This is a genomic window from Streptomyces sp. NBC_01460 (assembly GCF_036227405.1).
Lineage (GTDB): Bacteria > Actinomycetota > Actinomycetes > Streptomycetales > Streptomycetaceae > Streptomyces.
In genome coordinates this window covers 5,007,743-5,025,891 of sequence record NZ_CP109473.1, presented here as the reverse complement: position 1 = coordinate 5,025,891, position 18,149 = coordinate 5,007,743, and the positions used below count along the sequence as shown (strand labels likewise).

Annotated in this window: 18 protein-coding genes; 8 read left to right on the top strand and 10 right to left on the bottom strand. The window is 72.5% G+C overall.

Annotated elements, in window-relative coordinates:
- Positions 1-40: 40 nt before the first annotated feature.
- The 4 genes from OG488_RS22760 to glmS all read right to left on the bottom strand — a co-directional run bounded on the left by OG488_RS22760 (position 41) and on the right by glmS (position 4,170).
- On the bottom strand, positions 41-427 hold the full coding sequence (locus tag OG488_RS22760) for a DUF488 domain-containing protein (protein ID WP_329231877.1): 387 nt from the start codon (positions 425-427) through the stop codon (positions 41-43).
- A 65-nt stretch (positions 428-492) separates the two neighbouring features.
- Entirely contained in the window at positions 493-1,938 is a 1,446-nt protein-coding gene (locus OG488_RS22755) for an NAD(P)H-hydrate dehydratase (protein ID WP_329231875.1), read from the bottom strand.
- Between the two features lie 3 nt (positions 1,939-1,941).
- Positions 1,942-2,310 carry a holo-ACP synthase gene (locus OG488_RS22750; protein WP_329231873.1) on the bottom strand — a complete coding sequence of 123 codons (369 nt, stop codon included), beginning with the start codon at positions 2,308-2,310 and terminating at the stop codon, positions 1,942-1,944.
- A gap of 12 nt (positions 2,311-2,322) precedes the next feature.
- Positions 2,323-4,170: a glutamine--fructose-6-phosphate transaminase (isomerizing) gene (glmS, locus tag OG488_RS22745; protein ID WP_329231871.1), complete on the bottom strand. Its 1,848-nt coding sequence runs from the start codon at positions 4,168-4,170 to the stop codon at positions 2,323-2,325.
- A 175-nt stretch (positions 4,171-4,345) separates the two neighbouring features.
- Here glmS and OG488_RS22740 point away from each other — a divergent pair, with 175 nt between their 5' ends.
- The 3 genes from OG488_RS22740 (at position 4,346) to OG488_RS22730 (ending at position 6,513) form a co-directional block, all read left to right on the top strand.
- Complete coding sequence (locus tag OG488_RS22740; RefSeq protein ID WP_329231869.1) at positions 4,346-4,954, top strand: RNA polymerase sigma factor; 609 nt, start codon at positions 4,346-4,348, stop codon at positions 4,952-4,954.
- Complete coding sequence (locus OG488_RS22735; protein WP_329231867.1) at positions 4,942-5,928, top strand: CU044_5270 family protein; 987 nt, start codon at positions 4,942-4,944, stop codon at positions 5,926-5,928. Before OG488_RS22740 ends, OG488_RS22735 begins: the two co-directional genes overlap by 13 nt.
- A gap of 117 nt (positions 5,929-6,045) precedes the next feature.
- The gene (locus OG488_RS22730) at positions 6,046-6,513 is read left to right on the top strand and encodes an HIT family protein (RefSeq protein ID WP_329231865.1); all 468 of its coding nucleotides are present in this window, start codon (positions 6,046-6,048) and stop codon (positions 6,511-6,513) included.
- Positions 6,514-6,582: 69 nt separating this feature from the next.
- Here OG488_RS22730 and OG488_RS22725 read toward each other — a convergent pair whose 3' ends face one another.
- Positions 6,583-7,398, bottom strand: a complete 816-nt coding sequence (locus OG488_RS22725; protein ID WP_329231863.1) for a hypothetical protein — start codon at positions 7,396-7,398, stop codon at positions 6,583-6,585.
- A 214-nt stretch (positions 7,399-7,612) separates the two neighbouring features.
- Here OG488_RS22725 and coaA point away from each other — a divergent pair, with 214 nt between their 5' ends.
- From coaA to OG488_RS22710, 3 genes are all read left to right on the top strand, one after another.
- Positions 7,613-8,605, top strand: coding sequence for a type I pantothenate kinase (coaA, locus tag OG488_RS22720; protein WP_329231862.1), 993 nt, complete (start codon positions 7,613-7,615; stop codon positions 8,603-8,605).
- Positions 8,606-8,623: 18 nt separating this feature from the next.
- Complete coding sequence (locus OG488_RS22715) at positions 8,624-9,586, top strand: DUF389 domain-containing protein (RefSeq protein WP_329231861.1); 963 nt, start codon at positions 8,624-8,626, stop codon at positions 9,584-9,586.
- Positions 9,587-9,718: 132 nt separating this feature from the next.
- Positions 9,719-9,886: a hypothetical protein gene (locus tag OG488_RS22710; protein ID WP_329231859.1), complete on the top strand. Its 168-nt coding sequence runs from the start codon at positions 9,719-9,721 to the stop codon at positions 9,884-9,886.
- An 82-nt stretch (positions 9,887-9,968) separates the two neighbouring features.
- Here the strand turns inward: OG488_RS22710 and glmM are convergent, their stop codons facing one another.
- The 4 genes from glmM to OG488_RS22690 form a co-directional block, all read right to left on the bottom strand.
- A complete protein-coding gene (glmM, locus tag OG488_RS22705; protein ID WP_329231857.1) occupies positions 9,969-11,327 on the bottom strand; it encodes a phosphoglucosamine mutase in 1,359 nt (452 codons plus the stop codon).
- A gap of 223 nt (positions 11,328-11,550) precedes the next feature.
- A complete protein-coding gene (gene rpsI, locus OG488_RS22700) occupies positions 11,551-12,087 on the bottom strand; it encodes a 30S ribosomal protein S9 (RefSeq protein ID WP_382089866.1) in 537 nt (178 codons plus the stop codon).
- A gap of 45 nt (positions 12,088-12,132) precedes the next feature.
- Complete coding sequence (gene rplM, locus OG488_RS22695; RefSeq protein WP_024490227.1) at positions 12,133-12,576, bottom strand: 50S ribosomal protein L13; 444 nt, start codon at positions 12,574-12,576, stop codon at positions 12,133-12,135.
- Positions 12,577-12,806: 230 nt separating this feature from the next.
- Positions 12,807-14,426 carry an ATP-binding cassette domain-containing protein gene (locus tag OG488_RS22690; RefSeq protein WP_329231855.1) on the bottom strand — a complete coding sequence of 540 codons (1,620 nt, stop codon included), beginning with the start codon at positions 14,424-14,426 and terminating at the stop codon, positions 12,807-12,809.
- Between the two features lie 67 nt (positions 14,427-14,493).
- Between OG488_RS22690 and OG488_RS22685 the strand changes: the two genes are divergently transcribed.
- Together OG488_RS22685 and OG488_RS22680 are read left to right on the top strand one after the other, a co-directional pair.
- Positions 14,494-15,348 carry a hypothetical protein gene (locus tag OG488_RS22685; protein WP_329231853.1) on the top strand — a complete coding sequence of 285 codons (855 nt, stop codon included), beginning with the start codon at positions 14,494-14,496 and terminating at the stop codon, positions 15,346-15,348.
- Between the two features lie 60 nt (positions 15,349-15,408).
- A complete protein-coding gene (locus OG488_RS22680) occupies positions 15,409-17,301 on the top strand; it encodes a hypothetical protein (RefSeq protein ID WP_329231852.1) in 1,893 nt (630 codons plus the stop codon).
- Here the strand turns inward: OG488_RS22680 and truA are convergent.
- Entirely contained in the window at positions 17,270-18,124 is an 855-nt protein-coding gene (truA, locus tag OG488_RS22675) for a tRNA pseudouridine(38-40) synthase TruA (protein WP_329231851.1), read from the bottom strand. The genes OG488_RS22680 and truA overlap by 32 nt on opposite strands.
- Positions 18,125-18,149: the final 25 nt, after the last annotated feature.

The window sequence follows — 18,149 nt, the reverse complement described above, 5'->3', positions numbered from 1 at the left end:
GTACGCCTGTGCCCTCGACCTCCTGTGCCCGGTGAGGCGGTCAGCGGTGGTCCAGGGCGTCCTCCAGATGCGCGACGAGGACCGGGACATGGCTGGCCGGGACGTCCTTCACGGAGGTCACGAGGGTGACGGCGCCGCCCTCGCGCAGCAGCGCCAGCAGCCCCTCGACGGCCTCGGTGTGGGCGGGGTCGCGGAGCTCGGCGCGGTAACGGTCGGCGAATGCGTCGTACCGGTCGCCCGTGCGGTCCTCGTGGTACCAGGTGCGGAGCTCGTCGGACGGCGTCACGTCCTTGGCCCACAGGTCGACCGCCGCCTGCTCCTCGGAGATCCCGCGCGGCCAGAGCCGGTCGACCAGGACACGGGTCCCGTCGTCGTCCTCCGGCAGGTCGTACACCCTGCGTACGCGTATGCCGCTGCCGCTGGCCACGACCGATCACCGTCCGTTCCCGTCGTTCGGGGCCCGGCTGTTCCCGGCCTTCGTTCCAGCGTGGATCAGGCCCGCACGTCCCGCCAGGCCGCCGGGAGGGCGCCTGCCACGTCCTGGGCGGACACCGGTGCCCCGTCGGACGCCCGGCGGGCCGCGAGGCCGTGCAGATAGGCGCCCACCGACGCGGCGTCACGCGGTGCGAGACCCGCGGCCAGCAGCGAACCGGTCAGTCCGGACAGCACGTCGCCGCTGCCCGCCGTGGCCAGCCAGGACGTACCGGTCGGGTTGACCCGCACCGGCAGGTCCGCGGCGTCCGCCACGAGAGTCGTCGAGCCCTTCAGCAGCACCGTGGCGCGGTACCGCGCGGCCAGTTCCCGTACGGCGGCGAGCCGCCCCGCCTCGACCTCCTCGCGCGGGACGCCGAGCAGCGCGGCGGCCTCGCCGGCGTGCGGGGTGAGGACGGTGGCGGCGGTCCGGGAGCGCACGGCCCCCTCGTCCATCAGCCGCAGCCCGTCCGCGTCGACCAGCACCGGGACGTCCGCGGCCAGCACGTCGGCCACCGCCCCGGCCGCCGCCGAGGAGTCGCCGAGCCCCGGCCCGACCACCCAGGCCTGCACCCGGCCCGCCTTCGACGGCGGCCCGGGGTGCACCAGGGTCTCCGGGAAGCGGGCGATCACCGCGTCGGCCCCGGGACCCGCGTAGCGCACGGCTCCCGCGCCGCCGTGCAGCGCCCCGGCGACCGCGAGCACGGCCGCGCCCGGATACCGCTCCGAGCCGGCGGCCACCCCGACGACCCCGCGGCGGTACTTGTCGCTCTCGGCGTCGGGCTCGGGCAGCAGGGCGGCGACGTCGGCGTACTGGAGGGCCTCCAGGTCCGGGCGCGCGGGCAGCTGCGCCGTCAGGCCGATGTCGACGAGCCGGAGCGCACCCGCGTGCTCGGCGGCCGGGTCGATGAGCAGCCCCGGCTTGTACGTGCCGAAGGTGACGGTGGCGTCCGCCCGCACGGCCGCGCCGAGCACCTGCCCGGTGTCGGCCTCGACCCCGCTCGGCAGGTCCACCGCCAGCACCGGCGCATGCCCCCGGGTGACGGCGCGCACCAGCTCCGCCGCCTCGGGGCGCAGGCCGCCGCGGCCCCCGATCCCGGTGATGCCGTCGACGACGAGGTCGACGGGGCCCAGCCCGTCGGGGGTGTCCAGGACCTGCCCGCCCGCCGCGAGCAGGGCGGCCAGTCCGGCCCGGTGGACCGTGTCCGGCGAGGTCAGCAGGGCCCGTACGCCTGCTCCGCGCCGGGCCAGCCGGGCTCCCGCGTGGAGCGTGTCCCCGCCGTTGTCGCCGCTGCCGACGAGGAGGAGCACCCGGGAGCCGTACACCCGTCCGTTGCGCCGGAGCAGATCACCGCAGGCCACCGCGAGTCCGGCCGCGGCGCGCTGCATCAGCGCCCCGTCCGGCAGCCGTGCCATGAGTGCCTTCTCGGCGGCCCGTACGGTCTCGACGCTGTAGGCATGTCGCATGCCTCAACCCTCCGCGATCACCACGGCCGACGCCACCCCCGCGTCGTGGCTGAGCGACACGTGCCAGCTGCGCACGCCGAGCTCGGCCGCCCGTGCCGCGACGGTGCCGCGCACCTCCAGCCGGGGCCGGCCGCTCTCCTCGACGCAGACCTCGGCGTCGGTCCAGAGCAGTCCGCCCGGGGCGCCCAGAGCCTTGGCCAGGGCCTCCTTGGCGGCGAACCTGGCCGCCAGCGAGGCGATTCCCCGTCGCTCCCCGCCCGGCAGCAGCAACTCCCGCTCCAGGAAGAGCCGATCGGCCAGCTGGGGCGTGCGCTCCAGCGCGGCGCCGAAGCGCTCGATCTCCGCCACATCGATCCCGACCCCAATGATCACGCGCTCACTCACTCACTCGACTGTCACGGACTTCGCCAGGTTGCGCGGCTGGTCCACCTCGTTGCCCCGGGCGGTCGCCAGCTCGCACGCGAAGACCTGCAACGGCACCGTGGCGACCAGCGGCTGAAGCAGCGTAGGCGTGACCGGGATCCTGATGAGGTGGTCGGCGTACGGGACGACCTCCTCGTCGCCCTCCTCCGCGATGACGACGGTACGGGCTCCGCGGGCCCTGATCTCCTGGATGTTCGACACGATCTTGTCGTGCAGCACCGAACGGCCGCGCGGGGACGGCACGATCACGACGACCGGCAGGCCCTCCTCGATGAGCGCGATCGGCCCGTGCTTGAGCTCCCCCGCGGCGAAGCCCTCGGCGTGCATGTACGCGAGCTCCTTGAGCTTCAACGCGCCCTCCATGGCCACCGGGTAGCCCACGTGCCGCCCCACGAAGAGCACCGTGTCGTGGCCGGACAGCGAGCGGGCGAGCTCGCGCACCGGCTCCATCGTCCCCAGCACGCGTTCGACCGCGCCGGACATCTCGGAGAGCTGGCGCACGACGGTACGGATCTCGTCGCCCCACTTGGTGCCCCGCACCTGCCCCAGGTACAGCGCGACGAGGTAGCAGGCGACGAGCTGCGTGAGGAACGCCTTGGTGGAGGCGACGGCCACCTCCGGACCCGCGTGCGTGTAGAGGACGGCGTCCGACTCCCTCGGGATGGTCGAACCGTTCGTGTTGCAGATGGCGAGGACCTTCGCCCCCTGCTCACGGGCGTGCCGGACGGCCATCAGCGTGTCCATCGTCTCGCCCGACTGCGAGATCGCGACGACGAGGGTGCGCTGGTCCAGGATCGGGTCGCGGTAGCGGAACTCGCTGGCGAGCTCGGTCTCGCAGGGCAGCCTGGTCCAGTGCTCGATGGCGTACTTGGCGATCATCCCGGCGTGGAAGGCGGTCCCGCAGGCGACGATGACGACCTTGGTCACCTCCCGGAGCACACTCGGCGGGATGCGCACCTCGTCGAGGTGGAGCGTGCCCGAGCCGTCGACCCGGCCGAGCAGGGTGTCGGCGACGGCCTTGGGCTGGTCGGCGATCTCCTTGAGCATGAAGGAGGCGTAGCCGCCCTTCTCCGCGGCCGACGCGTCCCAGTCCACGTGGTAGGCGCGCACGTCGGCGGGCCGGCCGTCGAAGCCGGTGACCGTCGCTCCGTCCCGCCGCAGCTCGACCACCTGGTCCTGGCCCAGCTCGATCGCGTCCCTGGTGTGCGCGATGAAGGCGGCCACGTCGGAGGCGAGGAACATCTCGCCGTCCCCCACCCCGACGACGAGCGGTGAGTTCCGCCGGGCCCCCACCACCACGTCCGGTTCGTCGGCGTGGACGGCGACCAGGGTGAACGCGCCCTCCAGCTGCCGGCACACCTGCCGCATGGCCTCCGCAGGGTCACCGCAGGACGAGTACGCCTCGGCCAGCAGATGGGCCACCACTTCGGTGTCGGTCTCGGAGGCCAGGTCGTGGCCCCGGCCGGCCAACTCCTCGCGCAGCACCGCGAAGTTCTCGATGATCCCGTTGTGCACCACGGCGACCCGGCCCGCGTTGTCCAGGTGCGGGTGCGCGTTGACGTCGGTGGGCCCGCCGTGCGTGGCCCAACGGGTGTGCCCGACCCCGGTGTTCCCGGCCGGCAGCGGCCGGTCCTTGAGCTCCTTCTCCAGGTTGAGGAGCTTCCCCGCCTTCTTCGCGGAGGCCAGCCCCCCGTCCGCGAGGACAGCGACCCCGGCGGAGTCGTACCCCCTGTACTCCAGCCGCTTCAGCCCCGCGACAACGACATCCTGCGCCGACTGCGTCCCGACGTAACCCACGATTCCGCACATATCGCCACCATAAGGCCGGGGTCCTCGGCCGGGGCGGCGCCGAAGCGCACGCCACTGCGCCAAAAGTGTCTGTCACCCTGTCGGTCCGGACCGCCATCCCGCCCCCGTGAACCTTTCCGGCCGCTGCGGGCAACAGCGGGTGCCCACACTCACCCGCCCGACCGCCGGAGGCGCTGTGCCCGACCTACGACCACCCCCGCCGACCGGGGCGGACGACGCGGAGACGATCACCCGGTCCCTGCGCGAACCGGAGCTCTTCGCCGGGCTGTACGACCGTCATGCGGCGGACATCCACCGGTACACCGCCCGCCGCCTCGGGGAGGGCGCGGCGGACGACATCACCGCCGAGACGTTCCTGATCGCCTTCCGTACACGCGCCCGCTACGACACCTCCCACCGTCTCGCCCGGCCCTGGCTGTACGGCATCGCCGCCAATCTCATCGGCAGGCACCGGCGCAGCGAGGTGCGCGCCCTCAAGGCCCTGGCGCGCACCGGGGAGGACCCCGTCGCCGCGTCCTGGAGCGAGCGCTCGGACGACCGGATCGCCGTCCAGGCGCCGCTGGCCGGCGCGCTCGCCGCGCTCTCCCCCGGGGACCGGCACGTGCTGCTGCTGGTCGCCTGGGCGGACCTGGGCTACCAGGAGGTGGCCGACGCGCTCGGCATACCGCTCGGCACCGTCCGCTCACGCCTCAACCGCGCCCGCCGCAAGGTCCGCGAGGCGCTGAGCACCGACCCCGCCTTCCCTTCGGCCCAGCAGGAGCTGAATCCGACATGGACGAAATGACCCGTCTGCGCGAGCTGCGCGCCGACGCCCCGGAGCCCGACCGGTCCACGCTCGCTCCCGGACGGCAGCGCCTGACCGCCGCCATCGCGGGCGGCCGGCGCGAACGCCGCCTGCGGACCGACTGGCGGCTCGCCGCCGTCGGCGCGGCCGTGGCGGTCACCGTGGCGGCCCTGCTCGGCACCCAGCTGGTCGGCACGTCCGACCCGCACACCACGGGCCCCGCCGCCACGGCGGCCGGCCTCGACCTGTCCCGCCCCGCGGCCGAGACGCTGGGCGGGGCCGCCGACTTCCTGGAGGGCGTGACCCCTCCCCCGGAACCCCGCGACGACCAGTGGATCTACACCAGGAGTGTGCTGGGGGAGCCGCGCTTGAAGGTCCCGGACAGCCAGGCGGGCGAGGTCGAGTACAACCCCGACTCCTGGATTCCGTACCGGGATCCCGCCATGGACAAGGACCGGTCGGACGACGAGCACTCGGCCCGCGAGATCTACCGGGCCGCCGCCGCCCTGCCCGAGGACCCCGTGGCCCTGCTGGCCCGGGTCCGTGAGCTCTACCCGGCCGACACCACCGCCGGAGCGGCCGCCGAGGACAAGGAGGAGCAGACCTTCCGCGGGCTGGGCGTGCTGATCGAGTCCTACCCGCTCCCCCCGGCCGCCCTCGCCCGCATCTACCGGGCCATGGCCACGATCCCCGGCATCGAGATCACCGACCACCTCGTCAAGGACGCGGCGGGCCGCGAGGCCGTCGCCGTCACCCGGGAGGAGAAGGGCACCCACCAGCGCCGGGAGATCCTCCTCTCCCCGTACGACTTCAGCTACGCGGGCCTGCGCTTCGTGGTCACGGAGGACTACGAGCCGGAGTGGCCCGAGGACTTCCAGGGCGCCCCCGCCCAGAAGTACACCGCCGGTGACATCACCATCGACTCGGCCCGCACCGTCGCGGCCGTCGTCGACGCCGAGGGCGCCAAGCCCTGATCCGCACGGCCCGGTCCCTCCCGGCCGGGGCAGGTGTCCGCGACAGGGGTGCGGACACCTGGCCCGGGCGGGAGGGACCGGTGCGCTCCGGGCGGGACGGTTCTACGCTCTCGGGTCATGACGACCCCTGAGTGCTACGCGTGCGTCCAGGAAGCACGGTTCGACGAACTGCCGCCGCGGGAACGCGTCGACTTCGACCGGCACTGGCGGGTGGCCCACTCCTTCACCACCTCGGTTCCGGGCTGGCTCGTGCTGCTGCCCCGCCGCCACGTGACGGCGGTGCACGACCTCACCGACGCGGAGGCCTCGACGCTGGGGGCGTGGCAGATCCGCCTCTCCCGGGCGCTGCGCGGCGTGACCGGCTGCGAGAAGACGTACGTCGTCCAGTTCGCCGAGGCCGAAGGCTTCGCCCATGTGCACTTCCACATCGTGCCGCGCACGGCGGACCTGGCGCCGGAGCACCGCGGCCCGGGAGTCTTCGATCTGCTCCGGGCCCCGGAGCACGAGCGCGTGACGGCCGGTGAGGCCGACCGGATGGCGGCGTCGCTCCGGGCCCGCCTCCGCGGGCGTCCGGCCGGCGGGTGAGTCCACGACGGCCGGAGCTGCCGTACCGGCGAAACCCTCCCGTGAGGCGGGCCGCCGGTACGGCAGGGCTCAGCGCACGTCGACGTAGTCGCCGGCTGCGGTGGCCGTGCCCGACGTGGACGAGCCGCCGAACGACCAGCGCCAGTAGCCGTCGGCCGAGGCCGTGACCGTGGTCTTCAGCGCGCCCGTGCTGGACGAGGTCGCCGTCCTGACCGTCGAGTAGACGGAGCTGCCCGCCTTGCGGAACTGCAGGCTGACCGACTTGCCCGCGTAGCCGGTGTACGTGTGCTTCACCCAGTCCGCCCGCGTCAGGCTGCCGGTGACGGTGATCGCCCTGCCCTTCACCACCGGTTCGGGTGAGGCGTTGACCGTGACCTTCGCCCAGCGCTTGACCTTCACACCACCGGAGGCGGTGACGTACTGCTCCGCCTTGAGCCCGCCACCGGGCTTCCAGAGCTGCGTCAGGGCGCCGATCTTCCAGGTGGTGGCGTCGTTGCCCGAGTCGAGGTCGTAGCGCGGATCGATGTACAGGCTGCCCTCGCAGTCCGCGATCCGGGGAGTCGTCGGGTAACAGGTGTAGATGCCGGTGCGGAGACCGCCGTCGTCCAGCCCTGCGGCCACGGTCGTGCCGTGGTAGAGGAACGGGCGCGCGGACCACGCGGACCAGTCGCCCGTGCTGTAGCCGACGGGAAGGGTCACCCGGAAGGTGAGGGACGGCTCCTTCACGTCCGAGGTGCCCACGATCACGGACCTTCCCCCGTTGACGACGACCTGGGACACCGTGATCCCGGTGCCTGCCGCCTGCGCCGCGGGAGCCGCGATCGCCGTGAGGGCGAGTGCCCCTACCACCACGCCGGCGGCGCCGGTTCTGCCACTTGTCTTCATTCGCACCTCATCGGTCACGCAGGGAATGGATCCACCCGTCCGACGGCGGTCGTCTGCCGCAGGCGGAGCGGCAGGCTACCAACGGGCCGGATCCGCTCGGCGAGCAGGGTGATCATCACCGCGGCCCACGCCCTCAGCGGGTCAGGGCGCTTCCGGTCCCCCACGTGACCGACCCCACCCCCCACTCCGTCAAAACTCCCGCAACAATGAGTACGTGATCACTTCGCCCGCACGGAGCACCCGCCGCACCGAGCACGCGCCGACGCCCTACGTCGACCTGACCCGGGCCGAGTGGAGCGCCCTGCGTGACAAGACCCCCTTGCCGCTGACCGCCGAGGAGGTCGAGAAGCTGAGAGGACTCGGCGACGTCATCGACCTCGACGAGGTCCGCGACGTCTATCTGCCGCTGTCCCGGCTGCTCAACCTCTACGTCCAGGCCACCTCCGGCCTGCGCGGCGCCCTGAACACCTTCCTGGGCGACGCGGGCAACGGGCACGGCGAGCAGCGCGGCACCCCGTTCGTCATAGGCGTCGCGGGCAGTGTCGCCGTCGGCAAGTCCACCAGCGCCCGCATCCTGCAGGCGCTGCTGGCGCGCTGGCCCGAGCACCCCCGGGTCGAGCTGGTGACGACCGACGGGTTCCTGCTGCCGATGAAGGAGCTCGAGGCGCGGGGGCTGATGTCGCGCAAGGGGTTCCCCGAGTCGTACGACCGGCGGGCGCTGACCCGGTTCGTCGCCGACATCAAGGCCGGCAAGGACGAGGTGACGGCCCCGGTCTACTCCCACCTGATCTACGACATCGTGCCCGGCGAGCGGCTGACCGTGCGGCGCCCCGACATCCTCATCGTCGAAGGGCTGAACGTGCTCCAGCCGGCGCTGCCCGGCAAGGACGGCCGGACCAGGGTCGGGCTCGCGGACTACTTCGACTTCAGCGTGTACGTCGACGCGAAGGCCGAGGACATCGAGACCTGGTACCTCCACCGCTTCCGCAGGCTGCGCGAGACGGCGTTCCAGAACCCGTTCTCGTACTTCCGGAAGTACACCCAGGTCTCCGAGGCGGAGGCACTGGACTACGCACGCACGATGTGGCGGACCATCAACAAGCCCAACCTGCTGGAGAACGTGGCACCCACGCGCGGCCGTGCCACCCTGGTGCTGCGCAAGGGGCCGGACCACAAGGTCCAGCGCCTGTCACTGCGCAAACTCTGACTCCGGAAGGGATGCGCCGTGCTGCATCTGCGCCTCATCGTGCCCGCCGACCGCACCGACGAGGTGGTGGAGCTGATCGAGCACACCGTGGGGACCGCCCATGTCGCGGTGCTCACGGGTGCCGCGCGGAGCCCGGTGGGCGACGTCGTCCTGTGCGACGTCGCGAGGGAGGCCGGAGACGAACTGATCGGCGCCCTGCGGAAGATGGGCATCGACGACAGCGGCTCGATCACGGTCGAGAACATAGACCTCACCCTCTCCAAGCGCGCCGACGAGGCCGAACGGGCGGCTCCGGGCGAGGGGGCGGACGCGGTGCTCTGGGAGGAGCTGAGCGAGGTCACCCACGAGGAGTCGACCTTCAGCGCCACCTATGTGGCCTTCCTCGCCCTCGCGACGATGCTCGCCGCCTGCGGGGTGATGCTGGACAACGCGGTCCTGATCGTGGGAGCGATGGCGGTGGGCCCGGAGTTCGGCCCGCTGGCCGGGATCTCGACGGCGCTCGTGCAGCGGGCGCCCCGGCTGGTGGGGCGGTCGCTGTGGGCGCTGATCGGCGGCTTCGTGGTGGCGATGGCGCTCACGGCGGGCTTCGCCTGGCTGATGGACGTGCTCGGGCTGTTCACGGAGGACATGGTCACGGCGGAGCGGCCCAACACCGGCTTCATCTGGCATCCGGACTGGATGTCCTTCGTCGTGGCCGTCCTGGCGGGCATCGCCGGGACTCTCTCGCTGACCTCGGCGAAGTCGGGGGCGCTGATCGGCGTGGCGATCTCGGTCACGACGGTGCCGGCGGCCGCCAACGCCGCGGTCGCGTTCAGCTACCAGGACCTTCCGCAGACCTGGGGATCCTCGGTGCAGCTGCTGGCCAACCTGGGCGGGATCGTCCTCGCGGGGACGCTGACGCTGCTGGTCCAGAGGGCGTTGTGGAGCGCGCGGCGTCGTACCGCTCCGGCGAGCCGGCGGCTGCCGACCGGTTCCAGCTGACCGGGGGCCCGGCGGGTGACGGACCGGCAGCGTGACGGCCCGGCACTGTGACGGACCGGCAATGTGACGTGGTCCGACGCTGCCGTACACCGCACAGGCGGGTGCGGCCCGGCCGGTGGCACCATCCCGGGTATGGCCGATGCCCGGGAAGTGAGCGCCCATCCGCTCCGGAGGCGCGCCCTGTGGTGCTCCGCCGCACTCGGGGCGGCCGGGGCGGGCCTGACCGGGGTGGGCGCGATGGACGGGGGCGGGCTCCTGGACGTACGGGTCGTCCGCCTCGCGGCCGCCCCGCCGACCTGACCCGCATCCTCCAGGAGCTGGAGGCGGGACGCGGGACGGCCCCGGCCGTGGAGCCGGGGCCGTCCGTCTGACCGGCGGTCCGTCAGCCCAGCGCGGACTTCACCACGTCGGCCAGCTGACCGGCCACGGCACGCGCCTGCTCCAGGTCGGCGGCCTCGACCATGACCCGTACGAGCGGTTCGGTGCCCGACTTCCGCAGGAGGACGCGCCCGGTGTCGCCCAGGTCGTGCTCGGCCCGTGCCACCGCGGCGGCCACCTCGGGCGAGGTGTCCACGCGGGACTTGTCGACGTCCGGCACGTTGACGAGGACCTGCGGGAGGCGCCGCATCACACCCGCCAGGTCGGCGAGGGTACGTCCGGTGGCGGCGACCCGGGCCGCGAGCATCAGCCCGGTCAGTGTGCCGTCACCCGTGGTGGCGTGGTCCAGGACGATGACGTGGCCGGACTGCTCGCCGCCCAGCGCGAAGCCCTCGGCCTTCATCGACTCCAGGACGTAGCGGTCACCGACGGCGGTCTGGACGAGGTGGATGCCCTCCCGCTCCATCGCCGTCTTGAAACCGAGGTTCGACATGACGGTGCCGACGACGGTGTCCTTGCGCAGCTGGCCGGCCTCGCGCATGGCCAGGGCGAGCACGGCCAGGATCTGGTCGCCGTCGATCTCCTCACCGTTCGCGTCCACGGCCAGGCAGCGGTCCGCGTCGCCGTCGTGGGCGACGCCGAGGTCGGCGCCGTGCTCGACGACGGCGGCCCGCAGCAGCTCCAGGTGCGTGGAGCCGCAGCCGTCGTTGATGTTGAGGCCGTCCGGTTCGGCACCGATGGTGACGACCTCGGCCCCGGCCCGGGCGAACGCCTCCGGCGAGACACGGGCGGCGGCGCCGTGTGCCTCGTCGAGGACGACCTTCAGGCCGTCGAGCCGGTTCGGCAGGACTCCGATGAGGTGGGCGACGTACCGGTCGAAGCCCTCGGCGTAGTCGGTGACCCGGCCCACTCCGGCGCCGGTCGGGCGGGCCCAGGGCTCGCCGGTGCGGTGCTGCTCGTAGACCGTCTCGATGCGGTCCTCCAGCTCGTCGGCGAGCTTGTGGCCGCCGCGCGCGAAGAACTTGATGCCGTTGTCCGGCATGGCGTTGTGGCTGGCCGAGAGCATGACACCGATGTCGGCGCCGAGCGAGCCGGTGAGGTAGGCGACGGCCGGGGTGGGGAGCACCCCGACCCGCAGGACGTCCACTCCGGCGCTGGCCAGGCCCGCCACGACAGCGGCCTCCAGGAACTCTCCGGACGCGCGTGGGTCGCGGCCCACCACGGCGGTCGGCCGGTGCCCCTCGAAGGTGCCCGCCTCGGCCAGTACGTGCGCCGCCGCGACCGAGAGTCCGAGCGCGAGCTCGGCCGTCAGGTCCGCGTTGGCGACACCGCGGACGCCGTCGGTACCGAAGAGTTGTCCCACTGGTGTCCTCCGAGAGTGCTCCGAAAACCGCAAAACCAAAGTAATCAAATCAGGGCAAAGTGAGGCAAGGCACAGCAGAGAAGGGCGCGCCCGAGGCTGCCAGCCCTATAAACGTGCAAACGTCTTAAGCCGTTATACGCCCGCGAGGGCTGATAAACGAACGCCCCAGCAGCACGGTGTGTGCCGCCGGGGCGAACGTGTAAAGCAGACGAGCAGGCGAGATTTAGCGCTTGCTGTACTGCGGAGCCTTACGGGCCTTCTTGAGACCGGCCTTCTTGCGCTCGACCGCACGGTCGTCGCGGGAGAGGAAGCCGGCCTTCTTCAGCGTGGCGCGGTTGTTGTCCACGTCCGCCTCGTTCAGCGCGCGGGCCACGCCGAGGCGCAGGGCACCGGCCTGACCGGAGACGCCGCCACCCGAGATGCGGGCGATGACGTCGTAGCGGCCGTCGAGCTCGAGCACCTTGAAGGGCTCGTTGACTTCCTGCTGGTGCACCTTGTTGGGGAAGTAGTCCTCAAGGGTGCGACCGTTGATCTTCCACTTGCCGGTGCCCGGAACGATCCGGACGCGGGCGATGGCGTTCTTGCGACGGCCGAGGCCGGCCGCGGGCTGCGGGTCGCCGAAGCGGCCCGCGAGCGACTCGGAGGTGTACTCACCCTCGACGGGGACCTCCGACTCGAAGGTGGTCACCTCGGCGAAGGTCTCTTCGCCCTCGGTGCCCGCCGTGTCGTCGGCGGTCGTCTCAACAGTGGTCTCGGCCACGATGCTCCTCAGATCTTTCTTTACGTCTTAGGGGGGAGGCCGGAACTACTGCGCGACCTGGGTGATCTCGAACGGGACCGGCTGCTGCGCAGCGTGCGGGTGCTGGTCGCCCGCGTAGACCTTGAGCTTCGAGATCATCTGGCGACCCAGGGTGTTCTTGGGGATCATGCCCTTGATGGCCTTCTCGACAGCCTTCTCGGGGTTCTTCGCGAGGAGCTCGTCGTAACGCACGGAACGGAGACCGCCCGGGAAGCCCGAGTGGCGGTACGCCATCTTCTGGGTCTTCTTGTTGCCGGAGAGGTGGACCTTCTCGGCGTTGATGATGATGACGAAGTCGCCCATGTCCATGTGGGGGGCGTAGATCGCCTTGTGCTTGCCTCGGAGGAGGTTCGCGGCCGTGGTGGCCAGACGGCCGAGGACGATGTCCTCAGCGTCGATGATGTGCCACTGGCGAGTGACATCGCCGGGCTTGGGGCTGTACGTACGCACTTCGTAGCCTTCGCTTCTTCAGTGGATGAGGTCCAGACAACACATGGCACCCCTGAAGCGATCATGCAGCTGGGGCTCACAATGCCGGGGACGATGCCCGTATGCGAGCCACTGGTAACTGCTCCAGAGAACCTACGCAGGGGCTCTTCGCGTGAGAACGCCTGAGCCCATACGTATAACAACCACCGACAGTACCCGCCCCGCCCGGGACGGGTCAAAACGCGCCGTCCCTACCGCTTCCGCTCGACCCGGCGCTCGTCCCAGACCGGCTCCGTGGACTCCCGCACCACCCCGTCCGAGCCGAAGACCAGGTACCGGTCGAAGGACTTCGCGAACCAGCGGTCGTGCGTGACGGCCATGACCGTCCCGTCGTACACCTCCAGCCCGTCCTGCAGGGCCTCGGCCGACTCCAGGTCCAGGTTGTCCGTGGGCTCGTCCAGCAGCAGGGCGGTCGTGCCGGCCAGCTCCAGGAGCAGGATCTGGAACCGTGCCTGCTGCCCGCCCGACAGCCTCTCGAAGGCCTGGTCGCCCTGGCGCTCCAGCTCGTAGCGCCGCAGCACCCCCATCGCGCCGCCCCGGTCCTTGGCGTGCTCGGACCAGAGGATCTCCACCAGCGTCTTGCCGAGCAGCTCCGGATGGGCGTGCGTCTGGGCGAAGTGGCCGGGCACGACCCGCGCCCCGAGCTTCCACTCCCCGGTGTGCGCCACCGGCTCCCCCGCGAGCAGCCGCAGGAAGTGCGACTTCCCCGAGCCGTTGGAGCCGAGCACGGCGACCCGCTCCCCGTAGTAGATCTCCAGGTCGAACGGCTTCATCAGACCGGTGAGCTCCAGGTTCACGCAGGTCACCGCCCGCACCCCGGTCCGGCCGCCGCGCAGCCGCATCCTGATGTCCTGCTCGCGCGGCGGCTCCGGCGGCGGCCCCGCCTCCTCGAACTTCTTGAAGCGGGTCTGCATCGCGTGGTAGCGGTTGGCCATGTCGGGGCTGTTCGCCGCCTGCTGCCGCATCCGGAGGACCAGCGCCTTCAGCCGGGCGTGCTCCTCCTCCCAGCGCCGCAGGAGTTCCTCGAAGCGCGCGAACCGCTCCTTGCGGGCCTCGTGGTACGTCCCGAAGCCACCGCCGTGCACCCAGACGTCCGAGCCCGCCGCGCTGGGCTCCACGCTCACGATCTTCTCGGCGGCCCGCGAGAGCAGCTCCCGGTCGTGGGAGACGAAGAGCACCGTCTTGCGGGTCTCCTTGAGCTTCTCCTCCAGCCACCGCTTGCCGGGGACGTCCAGATAGTTGTCCGGCTCGTCGAGCAGCAGCACCTCGTCCGGGCCCCTGAGCAGCGCCTCCAGGACGAGCCGCTTCTGCTCGCCCCCGCTGAGCGTGCGCACCTCGCGCCACTGCGCCTTCTCGTACGGGACCCCGAGCGCGGCCATGGTGCACATGTCCCAGAGCGTCTCGGCCTCGTACCCCCGCACCTCGGCCCAGTCGCTCAGTGCCTGCGCGTACGCCATCTGCGCGGCCTCGTCGTCCACGGTGAGGATGCGTTCCTCCGCCGCGTCGACGGCCTCCGCCGCCACCCTGATGCGGGGCTGGGCCACGGAGACCAGCAGGTCACGGACGGTGCGCTCGTCCCGTACGGAGCCCACGAACTGGGCCATCACGCCGAGCCCCCCGCTGACCGAGACCGAGCCGCCGTGCGGCTGGAGCTCCCCGGCGAGCAGCCTCAGGAGGGTCGTCTTGCCCGCCCCGTTCGCGCCGACGAGCGCGACGACGGCACCGTCGGCCACCCGGAACGAGGCGTCGCCGAGCAGCACCCGTCCGTCCGGCAGGTAGTACTCCAGGTGGCCCGCTTCAAGATGTCCCATGCACAGCATTGTCACGGCAGGAGAACCGTTGGCCCAACCGGATTACGGTCGGTCTAGGATTCGCCGCATGAGCTTTGGGCAAGGGGGGCCCTCCTGGGGGCCGGGAGAGAGCCGGACTCCGGACTGGGCGGCACTGGCGGACGCGTCCGCCTCGCGTGCCAGGCGCAGGAAGTGGCTGCTGATCGGCGGTGGCGCGGTGGCCACCGCCGCGGTGGCAGCGATCGTGGCCACCGCCGTCATCACGACCGGCGGGGGCGGCGGCGCCTCCGGGCCGGACAAGAACGCGAGTGAGCTGCCCGCCCCCGCCGACCTGCCCTCGGAGAGCTCCGCGCCGGGACCCTCCTTCTCCTCGGTGGCCCCGCCGCCCCCGCCGGACCCGAAGGACTACATAGCCGACGAGAAGAAGGACAAGGGCGCGGTCACCGTCGACGCCTTCTTCCCCGGCCGGAAGCTCACCATGGGCGACCGCGTCTACGCCAAGGGCGCCACCGCCCGCACGGCGAACTGCGCCACGACGACCCAGGGCGCCCTCGGCGGCATCCTCGACGGCAACGGCTGCGACCAGGTCATCCGCGCCACGTACAGCAAGGACGGCATCGCGGTCACCATCGGCCTCGCCGTCTTCGGCACCGAGGCGGAGGCCCGGAAGGCCGCCCAGCAGGCGTCCGGCGGCCTCGCCTCACTGAGCGGCTCGGGAGTCCCCACCTTCTGCCGCGGCGGATCCGTCTGCCGGCGCACCGCCAACTCCTACGGCCGCTACGCCTACTTCACGGTCGGCGGCTACACCAGCGGGAAGAACGTCACCACGGCGTCCAGGAACGTGTACGCGGTCGGTGACGACCTGACCGACTTCACCTTCCGGCAGATCCGACACCGCGGCGAGGTCCAGGCCTCGGCCGCCGCGGGTGCCCCCGTCACCTGACCGTCCGCCCGTCCCCCACGCACCAGCCCCGTCCCTCCCCTCACCCGAGGACCCGCCGCCGTGCGTCTGACCACCCTCCTCACCCTCCCGCGCGTCCTGCGCCACAGCGACGCGGTGGGCGCCGACCTGCCCCCGGACGAGGCGGTGGTCCTCGACGCCCCGGACCCCTCGCTGCGGGAGGCCCTCGCGGCCGCGGCGGCCGGTGACCACGCCCCGGCCGCGGAGCTGCTCGCGGCCACCCGCGAGCACGCCCAGTGGGAGCGCCGGGACACCTGTGTCTCGCGCCTCGCGCGGGCCTCCCTGCACCACCCCGGGTGGCTGGACAGCTGGCTGGACGAGTCCCCGGACGACCCCGACGCGGTCCTGGTCAAGGCCGACCAGTACGTCTGCCAGGCCTGGCAGATACGGACGGGCGCCCGCGCCAGGCACGTCGAGGCCGACCAGTTCCGGGCGTTCCACGCGGTGCTGCGGGACGCGGTCCCGGTGATCTCCGAAGCCGCCGAGCTCAACCCCGACGACCCGGTCCCGTGGCGTATCGCGCTGACCCAGGCCCGGGGCATCCAGGCCCCGCGGGAGGTGTTCGACACCTATCTGGCCGAGGCGAACGCACGCGACCCCCACCACGAGGGCTGCCACGTCCAGGCGCTCCAGTACCTCTGCGGCAAGTGGTACGGCTCGCACGAGGAGATGTTCGCCTTCGCCGAGCGCGCGGCCGGCCAGGCACCGCCCGGCTCACGGCTCCACGCGCTGCCGCTCCAAGCGGTCGTGGAGTACCTGATCGCCGACGGGGAGACCCCCGACCCCGACCCGTACACCGAGCAGGCCGAGGCCGCGGTGACCCGCGCCCAGGCCCTGTCGGACAGCTACGCCCCGGGCGACCGGGAGGCCGCCGGCTTCCGCAACCACCTGGCCCTGGTCCTGTGGTCGATGAGCCGCTACGAGGAGGCCCTCACCGCCTTCCGCAGCATCGGGGTGCACGCCACGACCTTCCCCTGGACCTACTTCGGCGACGCCCGCGCCGAGTTCCTGGAGGCCCGCTCCGACACACGTGTGGAGCTGGCGATGAGGATCCCCTTCTTCCGCCCGTCCCCCCGGCCCCCGGCCACCGGCGCACCCGACTGGGAACGCGAGCTCGCGCCCCGGTCGGTCGCGATCGCGTCCACCGGCCCCACCGAGGTCGCCCAGGCAGCCCTGATCTGCGGCCACAGCCTGCGGACGGCCCCCGCCGGCAGCCGGCACACCTACGTCGAGATCGTCCCGGACCCCGTACGCGGCAGGCGCGCGGCGCTGCTCCCCGAGGACCCGCTCACCTCGGCCGCGGACAACTTCACCACCGCTGAGGACTGGCCCGCCCTGGTCCTGCACCGCACCCCGGAACGCGGCAGCTTCACCCTGCTGCACCGGGGCAGGAAGGTGGCGGAACACACCTGGGAGACCGCCGCCCCCGCCGCCGACCACACCGAGGCGACCGCGAAGGCCGCCGCCCTGGCACGGGTCTACGGGATCACCGACCCGCGCCCCCTGGCCCACATCCTGAGGGCCACCGGCGACCCCGCCCGCCACCAGGGCGAGCTGGTCGCCGCCCTGGGCCTCCCGCCGCTGCCCGAGGGGTACGGCGGCGAGCAGGAGATCCTCACGGGGCTCCCGGGCGCCCGGGTGCTGGCCAGGCGGGGCTTCCTCGCGGGGATGCGGGACACCCTGACCGCCAAGGACGGCGTCCACCCGGAGACCCCGCACCCGGACGGGGCCCACCCCGCCCGCTGGTGGGTCCTGCGCGGCCTGGGCCTGCTGGTCTTCACCGCGGCGGCCGTCTACGCCTGGTGGACCCCCGACATCGGCTGGTACCGCTCCACCGCGTCCAGCGCCGTCGCCGTGTATTTCGCGACCGGGCTGCTCCGCGCGCTGCGCCGCCGCAGACCGGTCAGCAGCAGCCCGCCCCCGGCAGCGTCCTGACGTTCCGGGCCTCCACGGCTCTGGCCGCCAGCAGACCGTCCGCCGGATAGGCCACTTCCTCCAGCGTCAGCCCGTGCGGGCGCACCACGTGCACGCCCGGGTCCCGCACCTTCGCCGCCAGCACCTCGGCCGGCCACCCGGCGGGACGCCGTCCGTCCCCGACGAACAGCGCCGCGCCGATCAGCGCCCGCACCATGTTGTGGCAGAACGCGTCCGCCTGCACGGTCGCCTCCAGCACCCCGGACCCCGTGTCACGCACCCAGTGCAGCTTCTGCAGCGTCCGGATCGTCGTGGCGCCCTCCCGCTTCTTGCAGTAGGCCGCGAAGTCGTGCTCCCCCACCATCAGGGCGGCTGCCTCGTTCATCGCGTCCAGGTCCAGCGGCCTGTCGTGCCACAGCACGTGGCCCCGCAGCAGCGGGTCCACACCGCCCGGCCGGTCCCCCACCCGGTACGCGTACCGCCGCCAGAGCGCGGAGAAGCGCGCGTTGAACCCCGCGGGGGCCTCGGCCGCCCGCCAGATCCGCACGTCCAGCGGCAGCCGCCCCGCCATCCGCCGCAGCAGCTTCTCCCGGTGCTCGGCCCACACCTCCGCCGGCAGGTCCACGTGCGCCACCTGCCCGCGCGCGTGCACCCCCGCGTCGGTGCGCCCCGCGACCGTCAGGTCGTACGTCACCGGCGACCGCGTCACGGTGCGCAGCGCGTCCTCGATCTCGCCCTGCACGGTGCGCCTGCTGGTCTGCTTCGCCCAGCCGGAGAAGTCCTTGCCGTCATAGGAAAGGTCCAGCCGTACCCGTACGAATCCGGGCTCTGCCTCGTCACTCACCCGAAGATCCTCTCAAAACCGAACG